Origin of the sequence: Brachybacterium halotolerans (assembly GCF_016623465.1) — a bacterium.
Lineage (GTDB): Bacteria > Actinomycetota > Actinomycetes > Actinomycetales > Dermabacteraceae > Brachybacterium > Brachybacterium halotolerans.
Window position 1 is genome coordinate 44044 of the sequence record NZ_JAEDAJ010000007.1, and the last position, 16351, is coordinate 60394.

Genomic DNA, 16351 nt, shown 5'->3' on the forward strand with positions numbered 1-16351 from the left:
GTGATGCAGGCGACGGCTACTGTGAACGCCGTGCGTCCCGGACGTGGACGATCGGGGCACGGGAGCTTCCCCCATCCCTCTCCCGGCGGCCCGCGAGCGATCGCCCGCGCTCGGGCCACCCCGCTCCTCATCCCTCGTCGCAGCGCACCGCAGCAGTGCACCACCGCGTCGCAGCATCGGCGACATCCCTTCCGCCCGAACCTCCGGAGGACCCGTTGAAGAACCTGTCCCGCTCCCTCGCCCTTCTCGGCGTCAGCGCCCTCGCCCTCGCCGCCTGCGGCAGCGCTCCCGAGGAGGCATCCTCGGGCAGCGACGGCGGCGGCAAGGCCGCCTCCTCCGACTTCAAGGCCTGCATGGTCTCCGACTCCGGCGGCTTCGAGGACAAGTCGTTCAACGAGTCCGGGTACAACGGCCTGAAGACAGCCGAGTCCGATCTGAAGATCCAGACGCAGACCGCCGAGTCCACCGATCCCTCGCAGTTCTCGACGAACATCGACAACCTGGTCACGGGCGACTGCAACCTCATCTTCACCGTCGGCTTCCTGCTCGCCCCCGCGACCGGCACCGCCGCGAAGGCGAACTCCGACGTCGAGTTCGCGATCATCGATTCGACCGCGCAGGACGAGGACGGCAAGGCCATCGAGGTCGACAACGTCAAGCCGCTCTCCTTCGACACCGCCCAGGCCGCCTACCTCGCCGGCTACGTCGCCGCGGGCACCTCGGAGACCGGCACCGTCGCCACCTACGGCGGCATGCAGATCCCGACGGTCACCATCTTCATGGACGGCTTCGCCGACGGCGTCGCCAAGTACAACGAGGTCCACAAGAAGGACGTCAAGCTGCTGGGCTGGGACAAGAAGACCCAGAAGGGCTCCTTCACCGGCAACTTCGAGGACCAGTCCAAGGGCAAGGCCCTCTCCGACAGCTTCTACTCCCAGGGCGCCGACATCGTCATGCCCGTCGCCGGGCCCGTCGGCTCCGGGACCCTGGCCTCCGCCAAGGAGGGCAAGGACCGTTACGTCATCTGGGTCGACTCCGACGGCTACGAGTCCGTGACCGACGGTGACGCCAAGAAGCTCATCCTCACCTCGGTCCAGAAGGGCATCGGGAACTCCGTCGAGGACGTCACGAAGGCCGCGGCCGGAGGGAAGTTCGAGAACGAGCCGTACGTCGGCACCCTCGAGAACGGCGGCGTGGACCTCGCGCCGTACCACGACCTGGACTCCAAGGTCCCCGCCGACCTCAAGAAGGAGGTCGACGGGCTCAAGCAGGACATCATCGACGGGAAGATCACCGTCGAGTCCGCCGCCTCGCCCCAGAACCTCGGCTGATCCCTCCGGCGGGCCGCTGCCCGCCGACCCCGACGGCCCCGGATCCCGGGGGCGCGACCGCTCGGTCCGCCCCGGAGCCCCGGGGCCGTCGGCCCGCCGTCGGACCCCTCCGCCGGCATCCCCGCCGACGGACCGCCCGTCGACCCCGCGCCGCCGGAGCCCGTCGGCCCGACCCAGCCCCGTCCTGAGGAGGAGAGCCGGCGTGAAGCTCGAGCTCAGAGGGATCACGAAGGTCTTCGGCACCTTCGTGGCCAACGATTCGATCGACCTCGTGGTCGAGCCCGGCCAGATCCACAGCCTGCTGGGGGAGAACGGCGCCGGGAAGTCCACGCTCATGAACGTGCTGTACGGGCTCTACCGGCCCGACGGCGGCCAGATCCTGCTGGACGAGCAGCCGGTGCGCTTCGGCGGGCCCGGCGATGCGATGCGCGCCGGCATCGGCATGGTCCACCAGCACTTCATGCTCGTGCCGCCCTTCACCGTCGCCGAGAACGTGGTGCTCGGCCACGAGCCGACCTCCGGGGGCCTGCTCGACCTCGCGAGCGCGCGCCGCACGGTCCGCGAGATCTCCTCCCGCTTCGGCTTCGACCTGGACCCCGACGCCGTCGTCGAGGACCTGCCCGTCGGCGCCCAGCAGCGCGTCGAGATCATCAAGGCGCTCTCGCGCCGCGCCGAGATCCTCGTGCTCGACGAGCCCACCGCCGTGCTCACCCCGCACGAGACCGACGAGCTCATGGACATCATGCGCCAGCTGCGCGACGAGGGCACCTCGATCGTGTTCATCACCCACAAGCTGCGCGAGGTCAAGGCCGTCTCCGACACGATCACCGTGATCCGCCGCGGGAAGGTCGTGGGCACCGCCGACCCCGCGACGGACCAGACCGAGCTCGCCTCCCTCATGGTGGGCCGCGCCGTCGAGCTCAGCCTCCAGAAGGAGGCGGCCGAGCCCGGCGAGACCGCCCTGTCCGTCCGCGGCCTCGGCGTCACCGATCCCTCGGGCGTCACCGTGCTGGACGACGTCGATCTCGACGTCGCCTCCGGCGAGGTGCTCGGCATCGCGGGTGTCCAGGGCAACGGCCAGACGGAGCTCACCGAGGCGCTGCTGGGCCTGCAGAAGGAGCTGCGCGGCTCCGTGCGCCTGGACGGGAAGGAGCTCGTGGGGCGGTCGACCCGCGAGATCCTCGACGCGGGCGTGGGCTTCGTCCCCGAGGACCGCACCCACGACGCCCTCGTCGCCGACTTCTCCGTCGCCGAGAACCTCGTGCTCGACCAGCACCATCGCGCCCCCTACGGCACGGGACCCGTGCTGCACCCCCGCGCGGTCCGCGAGAGGGCGGTGCGCGACGTCGCCGAGTACGACGTGCGCACCGGCTCGATCGACGACCCGGTCTCCACGCTCTCGGGCGGCAACCAGCAGAAGGTCGTGATGGCCCGTGCGCTCGGGCGCGACCTCTCGCTGTTCATCGCCTCCCAGCCCACCCGCGGCGTCGACGTCGGCTCCATCGAGTTCCTGCACCGGCGGATCATCGCCGAGCGCGACAAGGGCACCCCCGTCATCATCGTCTCCACCGAGCTCGACGAGGTCATCCAGCTCGCCGACCGCATCGCCGTGATGTACCGCGGCGGGATCCTGGGCGTCGTCCCGGCCGACGAGGACCGCGACGTCCTCGGCCTGATGATGGCCGGCTACACCGTCGAGGCGGCGCGCGAGGCCGTCGCCGCCGGCGCCCGCACCACCGACTCCCAGCTCGTGGACGAAGGAGAGATCGCATGAGCGCGAGCATCGACGGCGAGGTCCGCCCGGTCGCCCCCGGCACCGCGGTCCAGCCCGGCGACCCCGGCACCGCGAGCGAGGCCGGAGGACCGGGGGACTCCTCGCGCCCGACGTCCGTCGCGGGCCTCGCCCAACGCCTGGCGCGCGGCAACGTGCTCGTGGTCGTGGGCGCCTTCGTCTTCGCATTCATCATCGGCTCGGTGCTGATCCTCGTCTCCGACGCGCAGGTCCGCGCCGCGCTCGGCTACTTCTTCGCGCGCCCCGCCGACACCTTCAGCGCCGGCTGGAGCGCGATCTCGGAGGCGTACGCGGCGATGTTCCGCGGGTCGATCTTCGACTACCGGGCCTTCGGCAAGGTCGCCGACGACCTCCGCGCGCGGGGAGGGTCGGGCACCTACGTCCTCCTGCCCGCCCTCGCGCGCGGCTTCAAGCCGCTGCTGGAGACCCTCACGGTCGCGACCCCGCTGATCATCGCCTCGGTCGGCATGGCCGTCTCCTTCCGCTCGGGCCTGTTCAACATCGGCGGCACCGGCCAGCTGATCGTGGGCGCTTCGGCCGCCGGGTACGTCGGCTTCGCCGTGCCGATGCCGCCGGTCATCCACCTGATCGTCTGCCTCGTGGTCGGCATCGTCGCGGGCGGCGTCTACGGCGGGATCGCCGGATACCTCAAGGCCCGTTTCGGCTCGAGCGAGGTCATCTCCACGATCATGCTCAACTGGATCGCGACCTACGGGCTCGCGTTCGCCCTGACCACCTCGGCGTTCACGGGCTCGAACAAGGCGCAGCCCACCTCGCCCTCCGTGCTCTCGAGCGCCCGCCTCCCGCTGCTCGCGGGCGAGGGGTACCGCCTGCACCTGGGGCTGCTCATCGCGCTCGCCTCGATCGTGTTCCTGTGGTGGCTGATGAGCCGCTCGACCATCGGCTTCCGCTTCCGCGCCGTGGGCTCGAACCCGCGCGCGGCCGAGGTCGCCGGCATCGACGTGGGCCGCAGCGCGATCGGCGTCATGTTCGTCGCGGGAGCGCTCGTGGGCCTCGCCGGCGCCGTGCACGTGCTGGGCACCGAGCACCGCCTCACCGGGTCGATCGCCGGATCCATCGGCTTCGACGCGATCACCGTGGCCCTGCTGGGCCGCTCCGGACCGATCGGCATCCTGCTCGCCGGGATCCTGTTCGCCGCACTCTCCACCGGCGGGCGCTTCATGGAGACCTCGCAGGGCGTGCCGATCGACCTCGTCCAGGTGATCCAGGCGCTCGTGGTGCTGTTCATCGCCGCGCCGCCGCTCGTGCGCTTCCTGCTGGGACTGCGCCGCATCGACCAGCCCGGCAGGGCTCGTCGGGTGCGCCGCGCGAAGCCCGCCGGCGAGGCGCGCCCGGGCACCGAGGAGGAGGCGCCGGGCGACGGCGCGCCCGACCGCGCGCCCGACGGCACGGGCTCCCAGGCCCCGTCCTCCTCCTCCGGGGACCACCCGGACCCGGATCCGGACCCGGCCCTCGACCCGGGCGGGCCCCCGGCATCGACCGAACCCCCGGCATCGTCCCGACCGGACCCGGACGCATCAGACGCAGAGAACACGACGGGAGGCCAGGAGCGATGACCGCCCTCGACCAGTCCAGCCCCGCAGCCGCGCCCACGCCAGAGCCCACCCGTGCGGGCGCATCCGGCGGCGCCGGCGAGCGCGCCCGGCGCTGGTGGCTGCTGCCCACCGTGCTCACCGCGCTCGCCCTGATCGCCGTGCTCGTCTTCGGCCTGCTCGCCCCCTCGGACGTCCAGACCGCCTACCGGATCGCCGCGCCCGGCGACCTCAACCCCGGCGGGATCATCCCCGGCGACGTCCCCGTGCCCACGAAGATCGCCGCGATCGTGCTGGCCGTGCTCGCGCTCGCCGTCGCCGTCTACCTGTGGGTGCGCGCCGCCCGGGGCGCCATGCCCCGCGGGCGGGCCCGCGTCGCCGTGATCGTCGGCTTCGGCGTGCTGTGGGTGCTGTCGTTCCTCACCTGGGCGTTCAAGGGCGCCACGGTGGATCTGGGCGCCCTGCTGCAGACCATGATGCTGCTCGCCGTGCCGCTCGCCTTCGGCGCGCTCTCGGGCGTGCTCTCCGAGCGGGCGGGCGTCATCAACATCGCCATCGAGGGCCAGCTGCTGTTCGGTGCCTTCGGGGCGGTGCTCGTCGGCTCCGTGACCGGCAGCGCCTGGGCGGGGCTCGTCGCGGCGCCGATCATGGCGCTCGTGATCGGCGCCCTGCTCGCCCTGTTCGCGATCGGCTACCAGGTCCAGCAGATCATCGTGGGCGTGGTCCTCAACGTTTTCGCGATCGGGCTGACCAGCTTCTTCTTCGGCACCGTGATGAAGCAGAACCCCGGCATGTTCAACCAGCCGCTGCGCCTGCCCACGATCCGCATCCCTCTGCTCGCGGACATCCCGATCATCGGCCGCGTGCTGTTCGAGCAGACCGTGCTGGTCTACCTCATGTGGATCATCGTCGCCGTGCTCACCGTCGCCCTGTTCCGCACCCGCTGGGGCCTGCGCGTGCGGGCCGTGGGCGAGCACCCGCGGGCCGCGGACACCGTGGGCATCGACGTGAGCCGCACCCGTTGGTCCAACGTGCTGCTGGGATCGGCCGTGGCCGGGCTGGGCGGCGCGACCCTCACGATCGGCACCGGCGTCGCCTTCGGCGAGGAGATGAGCGCCGGCAAGGGGTACATCGCGCTCGCCGCCATGATCCTGGGCCGCTACCACCCGGTGGGCGCGCTGCTCGCGGCGCTGCTCTTCGCCTTCGCGGACGCCCTGCAGCTGAACCTGTCCTCCCTGCCCTCGGGAACGGGCGCCGGGATCCCGAGCCAGTTCCTGCTGATGCTCCCGTACATCGTCACCCTGTTCGCGGTCGCGGGAGTGGTGGGGCGCGTGCGCGTCCCCGCCGCCGACGGCGTCCCCTACGTGAAACAGTGAGCGCATGACGAGCGAGCAGCAGGCGAGCGGGCGGACGACGAGCGGGCGGACGACGAGCGCGCGCACGGACGCCGAGCGCACCGGCGACGGGACCGCGGACTTCGACGAGCTGATCGAGGCCGCGCGCGCCGTCGCCCAGCGCGCCTACGCCCCGTACTCCCGCTACCGGGTCGGGGCCGCGGCCACGACGGACGACGGCCGCGTGGTCACGGGCTGCAACGTCGAGAACGCCGGCTACGGCGTCACCCTGTGCGCCGAGTGCGGCATGGTCAGCGACCTCGTCGCCGGCGGAGGCGGGACGCTGCGGCGCTTCGTGTGCGTGGGCGGGGACGAGCAGGTCGCAGCCGGCGACCGCGAGGTCGTCATGCCCTGCGGGCGCTGCCGCCAGCTGCTCTCCGAGCACGCGAGCCCGCAGTTCCGCATGCTCTCCCCGCACGGGGTGCTCGACCTCGAGGGGCTGCTCCCGCAGGCCTTCGGCCCCGCCGACCTCGCGGGATGATCGAGGGACCCGTCGGGCACGCCCCGTCGACCCCGACGACCCCGCCGCTGCACCGTTCGAGACCCGAGGAGACGGCCCCATGACCGAAGCATTCGACGCGATCGACGTCATCCGCGACAAGCGCGACGGCGCCCGCCTGAGCGACGAGAAGATCGACTGGGTGATCGACGCCTACACCCGCGGCGTCGTCGCCGAGGAGCAGATGGCGGCGCTCGCCATGGCCATCTTCCTGCGCGGCATGGACCGCGAGGAGATCGCCCGCTGGACCTCCGCGATGATCGCCTCCGGCGAGCGCATGGACTTCGGCTCGCTGTCCAAGGACACGACGGACAAGCACTCCACCGGCGGCGTGGGCGACAAGATCACGCTCCCGCTCGCCCCGCTCGTGGCGAGCTTCGACGTCGCCGTCCCGCAGCTCTCCGGGCGCGGGCTCGGCCACACCGGGGGCACCCTCGACAAGCTCGAGTCCATCCCGGGCTGGCGGGCCGACCTCGGCAACGAGGAGATGATGGCGCAGCTCGAGGACGTGGGCGCCGTGATCTGCGCGGCCGGCTCCGGACTCGCCCCGGCCGACAAGAAGCTCTACGCGCTGCGGGACGTCACCGGCACCGTCGAGGCGATCCCCCTGATCGCGAGCTCGATCATGAGCAAGAAGATCGCCGAGGGCACCGCCGCGCTGGTCCTCGACGTGAAGACCGGCGCCGGCGCCTTCATGCGCGAGGAGTCCGACGCCCGCGAGCTCGCCCGCACGATGGTCGACCTCGGCACCGACGCGGGCGTGCGCACCGTCGCCCTGCTCACCGACATGTCCGCGCCGCTCGGCCGGATGGTCGGCAACGCCCTCGAGGTCCGCGAGAGCCTCGACGTGCTCGCGGGCGGCGGCCCTGCGGACGTCGTCGAGCTCACGGTGGCGCTGGCCCGCGAGATGCTCGCCGCCGCCGGGAAGGACGACGTCGACGTCGAGGCCGCCCTCGCCGACGGCCGCGCGATGGACACCTGGAAGCGCATGATCTCCGCCCAGGGCGGCGATCCCGAGGCGCCTCTGCCCGTGGCATCGGACACCGAGGAGGTCCGGGCGTCGGCCGACGGCGTGGTCACGGGCCTGGACGCCCTGCAGGTCGGCGTGGCGGGCTGGCGCCTGGGCGCCGGGCGGTCCCGTCCCGGCGAGGCCGTGCAGGCCGGCGCGGGCGTCGAGCTCCACAAGGTGGTGGGGGAGAGGGTCGCCGCGGGCGAGGTGCTCGCGACCCTGCACACCGACACTCCCGACCGCTTCGGCCGCGCGCTCGAGGCGATCGACGGCGCCTGGACGATCGAGGCGACCGCCTCCGAGGACACGCGCCGGATCGTGCTGGACCGCATCGCCTGAGGCCCGCGGGGCGGTCCCGCTCAGCCCAGCAGCGAGCGCAGGCGCGGGACGATGTGATCGGTCATCAGCGGCGCGAGCTGCACCCCGGGGGCATCGTCCGCGCCGAGGGGGAACCAGCGGCCCTCCTCGAGCTCCGCGAAGACCTCGACGTCGCGGGGCAGGGAGTCCGAGGGTGCGAGGAACACGCTCGCCCGCACGATGGTCTCGGCCTCGTTCGCGGCCGGGGCCTCGAACTCGCCGAGCAGCTCCAGTCCCTCCTCCTCGAGCACGACGTCGAGCTCCTCGATCACCTCGCGGACGGCCGCCTCACGGGCGTCCTCCCCGGGCTCGAGCTTGCCGCCGACCTGCATGAACGCGTCGGTGCCGCGCTTGCGGACCGCGAACAGCTCGAGTCCCGACGGGCCCTCGCGCAGGAAGCAGACCGCCGCGATGGTGAGCACGGCCGGCCCGGTCCCGCCCGATGCCGGCCCGGGGGCTGCCTCGGGAACGCCGACGGAGCGCGCCGGGCTCTGCGCCCGGGCCTCGGCGCGGGCCGTGTCCGCGAGGGCCCGCAGGTGGGCGGTGCCCTCGCGCAGGCCGACGCAGCGCATCCCGGCCGCCCTCCAGCGGGCCACGTCGCCGCGCTGGTCGCGGGCGAGTCCCCAGCCGCGTCGCACGAGCGTGAGCGGGGGCTTGCGGGACTGGGAGAGATCGCGGGCCAGGCGCAGGGAGAACACGAGGGGCGCGGGGCGGTCGACGACGAGGGCGTCGGCGAGCAGGCCCGCCGCCCGCAGCGGGGCGATGAGCTCGGCCGCGAAGATGCCCTCGGCGACGATGACCCGCTCCTCGTCGACCTCGAGCCTGCGCGTGCCGGTGCGCCGCGAGCGGGAGATCGAGTACTCGGGGATGTCCGCCCGGCCGTCGTGGGCGAGAGCGGTGAGCGCCTCGAGCGCCGCGCCCACGTTCCAGGAGGCGGGGTCGTCCCAGTCGACGATCCCGAAGCGCTGCGGGAGGGCCTCGTCGTCGCCGTCGCGGTAGAACTCGTCGAGGGGCACGAGCGGCAGCCCGCTGCGCTGCGTCATCACGCCCTTGCCGCTGCCCGAGGGGCCCGCCACCAGGACGATCCGACGGGGTGGGGCGGGGGCTGCGGCGGGGTCTGTCATGGGGTCCGAGTCTAGGGGATCGGGCCTCGACGAGGACGCGGGAACCGCCCGCTCAGCCGATGCGCAGGATCACCTTGCTGCTCGTGGGATCGGTCGCGGCGGTGGTGAAGGCGGCCTCGGCCTCGTCGAGGGGGAACTCGTGGCTGATCACGCGCTCCGCCGTGTCGCTCCCGGCCAGCAGGCGCACCGCGTCCTCGATCTCGGCGACGAAGCGGAAGGTGCCGCGGTAGTCGATCTCCTTGGAGACGATCGGCCCCAGGGAGACCGTCACGGGGGTCACGGGCAGGTTCCCGACCTGCACGATCGTGGAGGCGCGGGGGATGCAGCGGATGATCCCGTCGAGGGAGGCGGGCGCCCCGGAGCACTCGAAGGCGACGCTGATGCGCTCGTCCATGCCCTCGGGGGAGTCGGTCGTGACGTCGGCGCCCACGGAGGCGGCCGCGGCGCGCGCGGGCTCGGCGAGGTCGATCGCGGTGACGTGGGCGGCGCCCGCCGCCTTCACGGCGAGGACGACCAGGAGGCCGACGGGGCCGCAGCCACTGACCAGCACGTGCGCGCCCTCGACGTCGCCCGCGCGGTGGACGGCGTGCATCGCGACGCCCAGCGGCTCCGCGAGCACGGCCCGTCGCGTGTCGAGGCCCTCGGGCAGCGGGACCACCTGCGCGGCGCGCACCTGCAGCACCTGTGCGAAGCCGCCGTCGGTGTGCGGGTCGCGCATGGCGGAGCCGAGGTAGGTGAGATCGGGATGGAGGTTGTCCCGTCCGGCGAGGCGCTCGGGCAGGGGACCGGTGGTGCGCGCGGGGTGGACGGTGACCGCCTGGCCCACCGTCAGCCCCGCGACGTCCGGGCCGAGGGCGCGGATGCGGCCGGAGACCTCGTGGCCCAGCACGAGCGGGTGGCGCATCTGGGCGGTCCCGGTCGCGCCGTGGCGCCAGTAGCCGAGGTCCGAGCCGCAGATGCCGCCCCACTCGACGTCGATCTGGACGTCGTCGGGACCGAGCTCGGGGATTTCGCGGTCGACGACCCGGAGGTCCTGCGCCTTCTGGAGCTGGAGAGCGCGCATGGTGTTCGCCTTTCGAGGGAGCGGTGGAGTGGAAGTGCAGTGCGAGGGGAGCGGGAGCGGCCCCGCGGGGTCAGCCCGGGTGCGGGTGCGTGCGCCGGGGCGCGGTCGGCGCGTCCAGGGAGGCGACGGCCTCCATGTGCTCGGCCATGGCGGCCTCGGCGCCGCGGGCGTCTCCCGCGAGGATCGCCTCGACGATGCGGACGTGCTCGGCGTGCTCGGCGCCCACGAGGCCGCGGGTGTCGCGCGTGGCGCGCAGGTCCTGCATGGCGCGGAACAGGGGAGTGCGCACGGCGTCGAGCACGCCCTGCAGCGCGAGGTTCCCGCTGAGCCGGGCGATCTCGCCGTGCAGGCGCAGGTCCAGCTGCGGGTAGCGCTCGGAGTCCTCGAGCGCCTCGCCCATCTTCCGGAGCAGGTCGGCGAGGCCCTGACGGTCCGCCGACCGCTCCTCGGACGCGAGGGACACGGCGGCGAGGCGGGCCGCCCGCGCCTCGAGCGGGGAGCGCAGGTCCATGAGGGCGGTGAATCCTCCGCCCGGCGACTCGCGCAGGGCGCGCGCGAGGGAGAAGCGGATGAGGGAGTGGTCCTGTGCGCGCACGCTCGCGCTGCGACCGTTGGCGATCTCGATGATGCCCAACGCCGCGAGCGCGCTCAGGGCCTCGCGGACGACCGTGCGCGAGACCCCGAAGCGCTCGGCGAGCGCGCCGGTCGCGGGCAGGGTGTCGCCCTCGCCGAGCCCGTCGTCGTCGATGAGGTCGAGCACCGCCTGGCGGGCGCGGGCGGCGAGGGACTCGCGGCTGAGGGCGGTCCCCTCCTCGCCGGTCCCGTCGTCCGAGAGGTAGGCCCAGGCGGGCGTCGTGCTCACAGGGAGTTCACCAGTCCGATCACACCCACCATGATGATCGCGATCGCGGAGATCCACAGCATCACCGAGGTGGGACGCCCGTCGCGGATCGCCGGCGAGGTCTGCGTGCGCGCGAGGTACAGGGTCGCGATCGCGGCGCCGATGAGGAAGATCGCGTTGAGGATGCCCGCGATGACCACGAGGGCCAGCGGCGAGGAGACGAGCGTGCCGAGCACGCCCCATCCGATCGGCAGCACGATCATGATCACCCGCTGCCAGCGGTCGCGGACCACCTGGTCGGACCAGTCGTAGGCGCCGAAGATCGCGAGGGTGTGCCCGACCTGGCGGCCCAGGCTCGGGACGTTCGCCAGGATCGTCTTGAACAGGGCGAGGCCCGCGCCGGCGAGGAAGACGACCCCGCCCCAGGTGCCGACCGTCGAGTCGAAGATCGACGAGATCGTCACCATCACCTCGTTGCCCTCCGGCACCAGGCCCTGCGGGTGCAGGACGGCCGCGCCGAGCATGAAGAAGGCCGCGGTCGAGCAGGTGTAGATGACCCAGGAGACCCAGACGTCGACCTTCATCACCGAGATCCATCCGCGGGCGCGGTCGATCCAGGCCTGCGAGCCGTCGTCGACGCCGGTCCAGGCCGCGTAGCCCTTCTCGACGACCCAGTAGGTGTAGGCGGTGGTCTCGCCGGCGCCGACGCCGGTCATGCCGAACATCGCCAGGGCGACGCCCGCGGATCCCGCGGCGATCCGCAGCTGCATGCCGTCGGCCACGTCGCCCAGGGTCCAGGCGTACTCGGTGCCGTTGAGCAGGAACAGCATGATCACGGCGAAGGCGGTCACCACCAGCACGAGCACCGTCGAGACGTTCTCGACGACCGCGTAGCGGTTGAAGACATGGACCCCGATCGCAACCACCACGAGGATCGCGACCCACACGCCGATCGACAGCAGCGAATAGGGCTCGGAGCCGATCGGCATCAGGGAGCTGAAGGCGAAGGCGGAGGCGCTGATCACGCCGGCCTGGCCGATGAAGAACTGCAGGAACATGAGCAGCACGAGCCAGGAGATCCAGCCGCGCTTGAGGATGCGGGGAGGGACGTCGTCGTAGCCGTCGATCGCGACCCTGCCGGTGGAGATCGACCAGCGGGCGAGCTCGATCTGCACCCACACCTTGAGGAACGTCGAGACCAGCACGAGCCACAGCAGCATGAAGCCGACCTGCGCGCCCAGCGTGGTCGCGGTGAGCAGCTCGCCGGAGCCGACGACGGCGGCCGAGGTGATCATGCCCGGACCCAGGAAGCGCAGCTTGCCGCGGAAGGTGCGCGGCGGATCGGTGATCTGCGAGCCGTCGACCCTATAGGGATCCACTCGCGCGGACAGGGTGGCGCGCTCTGGGGGTGACGACTGCACGGACGTCGACATCGACGGGACTCCTCGGGAGAGACTGGGTGGGGATCGCTGTGCCCGGCGACGGGGCGCATCGGGTGCGCCGGGGGTGAAGCCCTCGGGGCGGATCCTGCGTGCGGCGCCGAACGACGAATCGAACCTATCACACAGGTAGATAGGTGGCGTCGGCGTGTGATGGGGCAGTCCCGCCCCCGAGCTGCGCGTGGAAGAATCTGCGTCATGACGAACCTCCCGAATGATCAGCTCGCCCCGATGATCGACCACACCCTGCTCAAGCCCGAGGCCACGCGGGCCGACGTCGACGCCCTCGCCCGCGAGGCCGAGGAGCTCGGCACCTACTCGATCTGCGTCTCGCCCTCGATGCTCCCGGTCGAGACCACCGTCAAGGTCGCGACCGTGTGCGGCTTCCCCTCGGGCCAGCACCAGAGCTCGATCAAGGCCGCCGAGGCCGCGGACTCCGTGGCGCGCGGGGCGGACGAGGTCGACATGGTCATCAACGTGGGCCTCGCGGTCTCCGGCGACGTCGACGGCGTCGAGGCCGACATCCGCGCCGTGCGCGAGGCGGTTCCCGCGCCGACCGTGCTCAAGGTGATCATCGAGTCGGCCGTGCTCAGCGACGAGCAGATCGTGGCCGCGTGCGAGGCGGCCGAGCGCGCGGGCGCCGACTTCGTGAAGACCTCCACCGGCTTCCACCCCGCGGGCGGAGCCACCGAGCACGCGGTCGCCCTCATGCGCAGGACGGTCGGCGACCGGCTCGGCGTGAAGGCCTCGGGCGGCGTGCGCACGCGCGAGGCCGCCGAGGCGATGGTCGCCGCCGGCGCCTCCCGGCTCGGCCTCTCCGGCTCCCGCGGCGTCCTCGAGGGCGACGCCGCCGGCTCCGGGTACTGAGCACGGGGTCGGGAGAGCACCGATGACGCGGACGTCGCTCATCACCGGGGCGAGCGCGGGACTGGGCGCGGAGTACGCGCGTGCCCTCGCCCGCCGCGGCGATCATCTGGTGCTCGTCGCCCGCCGGACCTCGACGCTCGAGGAGCTGGCGACCGAGCTCGAGGGCCTCGGCGCCGACGGCATCGAGGTGCTGTCCGCGGACCTCGCGCAGGACGCGGACGTGCAGGCCGTCGTCGCCCGCCTCTCGGAGCCCTCGCGTCCCGTCGACGTCCTCGTGAGCAGCGCCGGCTTCGGACTTCCCCTCGCCTTCGAGCGCAACGACATCGAGGACGAGGTGCGCCATCTGCGCCTTCACGACGAGGTGCCCATGCGACTGATGCGTGCGGTCCTCCCCGGCATGCTCGAGCGCGGGCGAGGGGCGATCCTGAACATCGCCTCGGTCGCCGCCTTCACCCCGCGCTCCACGTACTCGGCCGCGAAGGCCTGGACGGTGAGCTTCTCCCGCTGGGCGAACGCCCGGTATCGCCCGCGCGGCGTGAGCGTCACGGCGGTCTGCCCCGGCTTCACCCACACGGAGTTCCACGCCCGGATGGGTCTGGCGCGCGGCACGGAGGGGATCCCCGGGTGGATGTGGCTCGATGCGCCGCGGGTGGTCGAGGAGTCCCTGCGCGACGCCGCGCGCGGCAGGGCGGTCTCGGTGCCGAGCCGCCGCTACCGGGCCATCGTCGGACTCACCCGCTTCCTCCCCGCGGGGCTGCTCGCGACAGCGGCCGCCCGCGGGCGCTGAGGTCGGGTCGGGCGTGCAGTCCCGCTCAGTGCGGCAGGGCGATGCGCACGATGAACTCGTTGCCGTCCGGATCCGTCATCGTCCTCGACGGGGCCCCGGCAGGCGGACCGCCCGCGGAAGCGGCGCGCGCACCGAGGCTCTCCAGCCGCTCGCACGCGGTGCTCAGCTCCGCGGCGTCCCGTACGCGGACCGCGAGGCGGATCCGGTCCCTCCCGTGGCGTGGCATCAGAGGCGGGCCCGACCAGGTGATCTTGGCTCCGCCGCAGGGCGACTGGATCGCCGTCTCCTCGCCCTCGTCCCACACCAGCGGCCAGCACAGCGCCGCGCTCCAGAACTTGCCCAGCGCGTGGGTGCCGTCGCAGTTGACGGCGCCGATCACCCCGGTGCCGCGGAGGAATCCGTTGCCCGGCTCGATGATGCACATCTCGTTGCCCTCGGGATCCGCGAGCACCTCGTGCGGGTCCTCGTCGCCCTGGCCGATGTCGGCCCGCCGACCCCCTGCGCGGAGCGCACGCGCGATCATCTCCTCCAACGACGAGGCGCTCGCGGTGGTGAGATCGAGGTGGATGCGGTTCTGCGAGGCCTTCGGGACGCTCGTCGGCACGAAGCGCAGGCGGAGGCCCTCGCGGTCCGGCGGCAGGACGCACCAGTCGCGCCCCGTCCCGGGCACGGCCTCGCGGTCGAGGAGCGCGGCCCAGAAGACCGCGAGCGTCTCGGGCGAGCGCGCGTCGACGTCGATGCCGTCCAGTGCCGGTCCGGTCATGGCGCGAGGGTATGCCCGCGCTCATCGGGGGACCAGCCATTTCCGAGCAGCCGTGGGGTCCCGCAGGACGGCGAGGTCAGCCGGGGCCCGCACGAAAGGACACGTGCAGCCGGCACTCCGCGCGCATACTCGACCCATGAGCGCTGATCACACTGACCACCCGTCCTCCCCCGCTGCTGCCTCCCGAACGCGCGTCCAGGGCATGTTCGTCTCCCTCGACGGGTACTCCGCAGGCAGCTACGTGACGTTCGAGGAGCCGTTCGGGGAGGCGATCGCGCTCACCCGGGGGTACGACGGTCGTGCTATCCACGGCGTCGACAAGGTCGAGGACCTCAGCTTCGACGCCGCGATGTCGAGCCTCTGGGGGCAGGGGATCGGGGTCGAGATCATGGGTCGACGGAAGTTCGGCCCGCAGACGGGTCCGTGGACGGATGATGGCTGGCGCGGCTGGTGGGGCGAGGAGCCGCCGTTCCGCACGCCCGTCATCGTCCTCACCCACCACGAGCGGGAGCCGATCGCCTTCGACAACGGCACCGTCTTCCACTTCCTGGACGCCTCGCCGCACGAGGCCCTGCAGCGGGCGCACGAGCTCGCCCCGGGCACCGACGTGCGGATCGGCGGCGGACCGAGCACCGTGCGGGAGTTCCTCGCGGCCGACCTCGTGGACACGATGCACCTCACGATCGTGCCGGTCACCATCGGATCGGGAACGCGCCTGCTCGAAGGCGGTCTGCCCTCCTCCGACGACTTCTATATCGAGTCGGTCACGCTGCCCAGCGGTCGCACCCATCAGATCTGGTACCGGCGCCGCCCGTGACGGACAGGCGACCCGGCGAGCGATCACCGGGCCATGATGCGTTCATGTCCTCCGACTCCACGCCGACCTCCGGCATCGCGCTGGCGCGCACGTACTGGACCCGGATCGTCCGTCCCCTGCTCCTCACGCGCTGGCCACACCTCGACCACGCTGCGGGGAGGGTCGGCCAGGGATCCGACGTGCTGGGTCTGGACGACGAGATCTCCCGTGACCACGACTGAGGACTGCGCCTGAGTCTCTTCGTCGAGGAGGACATGGTCGTCCCGGTGCGGGACCTGCTCACGGACCTGCTGCCCGAGTCGTTCGCGGGTCGTCCCACCCGATTCGCCTTCACCGGCGACGCGAGCACGGAGCATCACGTCGAGGTCCGCAGCGTGAGCGGCTTCGCCCGGGAGCGGCTCGGCTGCGACCCTCTGACGGGCCTGGGCGCCGCGGAGTGGCTCTCGATCTCCGGCCAGTCCGCCCTCGAGATCACCGCAGGAGCGGTCTTCACCGACACGACGGGCGAGCTGAGTGCCCTGCGCCGGAGCCTGCGCTGGTACCCCGAGGAGATCTGGCGGTACGTGGTCGCGTGCGACTGGTCCAGGCTCGAGGAGGAGCTGCCGCTCCTGGGACGAGCGGGGCAGCGAGGGGACGATCTCGGCTCTCGGGTGATCGCCGCGCGGATGGTGGACGTGAGCATGCATCTCGCCTTCCTTCTCGAGAGGCGGTGGGC

General features: G+C 72.6%; 15 protein-coding genes and 1 pseudogene. 11 read left to right on the forward strand and 5 right to left on the reverse strand.

The features are described from left to right. The first annotated feature begins 215 nt into the window (after positions 1–215). The 6 genes from I8D64_RS12015 (at position 216) to I8D64_RS12040 (ending at position 7917) form a co-directional block, all read left to right on the forward strand. Entirely contained in the window at positions 216–1331 is a 1116-nt protein-coding gene (locus I8D64_RS12015; RefSeq protein WP_200503031.1) for a BMP family lipoprotein, read from the forward strand. Positions 1332–1533: 202 nt separating this feature from the next. Beyond that, positions 1534–3105 (forward strand): ATP-binding cassette domain-containing protein, encoded by a 1572-nt coding sequence (locus tag I8D64_RS12020; protein ID WP_200503032.1) that lies wholly within the window; start codon positions 1534–1536, stop codon positions 3103–3105. Further along, positions 3102–4700 carry an ABC transporter permease gene (locus I8D64_RS12025; RefSeq protein ID WP_200503033.1) on the forward strand — a complete coding sequence of 533 codons (1599 nt, stop codon included), beginning with the start codon at positions 3102–3104 and terminating at the stop codon, positions 4698–4700. The genes I8D64_RS12020 and I8D64_RS12025 overlap by 4 nt, the downstream gene beginning before the upstream one ends. Continuing rightward, on the forward strand, positions 4697–6052 hold the full coding sequence (locus I8D64_RS12030) for an ABC transporter permease (protein ID WP_200503034.1): 1356 nt from the start codon (positions 4697–4699) through the stop codon (positions 6050–6052). The genes I8D64_RS12025 and I8D64_RS12030 overlap by 4 nt, the downstream gene beginning before the upstream one ends. A 4-nt stretch (positions 6053–6056) precedes the next feature. Continuing rightward, positions 6057–6551: a cytidine deaminase gene (locus I8D64_RS12035; protein ID WP_200503035.1), complete on the forward strand. Its 495-nt coding sequence runs from the start codon at positions 6057–6059 to the stop codon at positions 6549–6551. Positions 6552–6630: 79 nt separating this feature from the next. After that, positions 6631–7917 carry a thymidine phosphorylase gene (locus I8D64_RS12040; RefSeq protein ID WP_200503036.1) on the forward strand — a complete coding sequence of 429 codons (1287 nt, stop codon included), beginning with the start codon at positions 6631–6633 and terminating at the stop codon, positions 7915–7917. 20 nt (positions 7918–7937) lie between these two features. Here the strand turns inward: I8D64_RS12040 and I8D64_RS12045 are convergent, their stop codons facing one another. From I8D64_RS12045 to I8D64_RS12060, 4 genes are all read right to left on the reverse strand, one after another. After that, positions 7938–9059 (reverse strand): NUDIX domain-containing protein, encoded by a 1122-nt coding sequence (locus I8D64_RS12045; RefSeq protein WP_200503037.1) that lies wholly within the window; start codon positions 9057–9059, stop codon positions 7938–7940. A 52-nt stretch (positions 9060–9111) separates the two neighbouring features. Beyond that, positions 9112–10122, reverse strand: coding sequence for an L-idonate 5-dehydrogenase (locus tag I8D64_RS12050; protein WP_200503038.1), 1011 nt, complete (start codon positions 10120–10122; stop codon positions 9112–9114). A 70-nt stretch (positions 10123–10192) separates the two neighbouring features. Next, complete coding sequence (locus I8D64_RS17835; protein WP_200503039.1) at positions 10193–10984, reverse strand: FadR/GntR family transcriptional regulator; 792 nt, start codon at positions 10982–10984, stop codon at positions 10193–10195. Further along, positions 10981–12342, reverse strand: a complete 1362-nt coding sequence (locus tag I8D64_RS12060) for an Nramp family divalent metal transporter (protein WP_343068562.1) — start codon at positions 12340–12342, stop codon at positions 10981–10983. The genes I8D64_RS17835 and I8D64_RS12060 overlap by 4 nt, the downstream gene beginning before the upstream one ends. Positions 12343–12600: 258 nt before the next feature. Here I8D64_RS12060 and deoC point away from each other — a divergent pair, with 258 nt between their 5' ends. Together deoC and I8D64_RS12070 are read left to right on the forward strand one after the other, a co-directional pair. Further along, the gene (gene deoC / locus I8D64_RS12065; protein WP_200503041.1) at positions 12601–13269 is read left to right on the forward strand and encodes a deoxyribose-phosphate aldolase; all 669 of its coding nucleotides are present in this window, start codon (positions 12601–12603) and stop codon (positions 13267–13269) included. Between the two features lie 22 nt (positions 13270–13291). Beyond that, positions 13292–14056, forward strand: a complete 765-nt coding sequence (locus tag I8D64_RS12070; RefSeq protein ID WP_200503042.1) for an SDR family NAD(P)-dependent oxidoreductase — start codon at positions 13292–13294, stop codon at positions 14054–14056. Between the two features lie 25 nt (positions 14057–14081). Here the strand turns inward: I8D64_RS12070 and I8D64_RS12075 are convergent, their stop codons facing one another. Beyond that, on the reverse strand, positions 14082–14819 hold the full coding sequence (locus I8D64_RS12075) for a VOC family protein (protein WP_200503043.1): 738 nt from the start codon (positions 14817–14819) through the stop codon (positions 14082–14084). 136 nt (positions 14820–14955) lie between these two features. Here I8D64_RS12075 and I8D64_RS12080 point away from each other — a divergent pair, with 136 nt between their 5' ends. The 3 genes and pseudogenes from I8D64_RS12080 to I8D64_RS17430 form a co-directional block, all read left to right on the forward strand. After that, the gene (locus tag I8D64_RS12080) at positions 14956–15636 is read left to right on the forward strand and encodes a dihydrofolate reductase family protein (RefSeq protein WP_200503044.1); all 681 of its coding nucleotides are present in this window, start codon (positions 14956–14958) and stop codon (positions 15634–15636) included. 44 nt (positions 15637–15680) lie between these two features. After that, entirely contained in the window at positions 15681–15857 is a 177-nt protein-coding gene (locus I8D64_RS17425; RefSeq protein ID WP_246483005.1) for a hypothetical protein, read from the forward strand. A gap of 33 nt (positions 15858–15890) precedes the next feature. After that, positions 15891–16307: pseudogene (locus I8D64_RS17430) on the forward strand (DUF4037 domain-containing protein); the annotation flags it as partial. Positions 16308–16351: the final 44 nt, after the last annotated feature.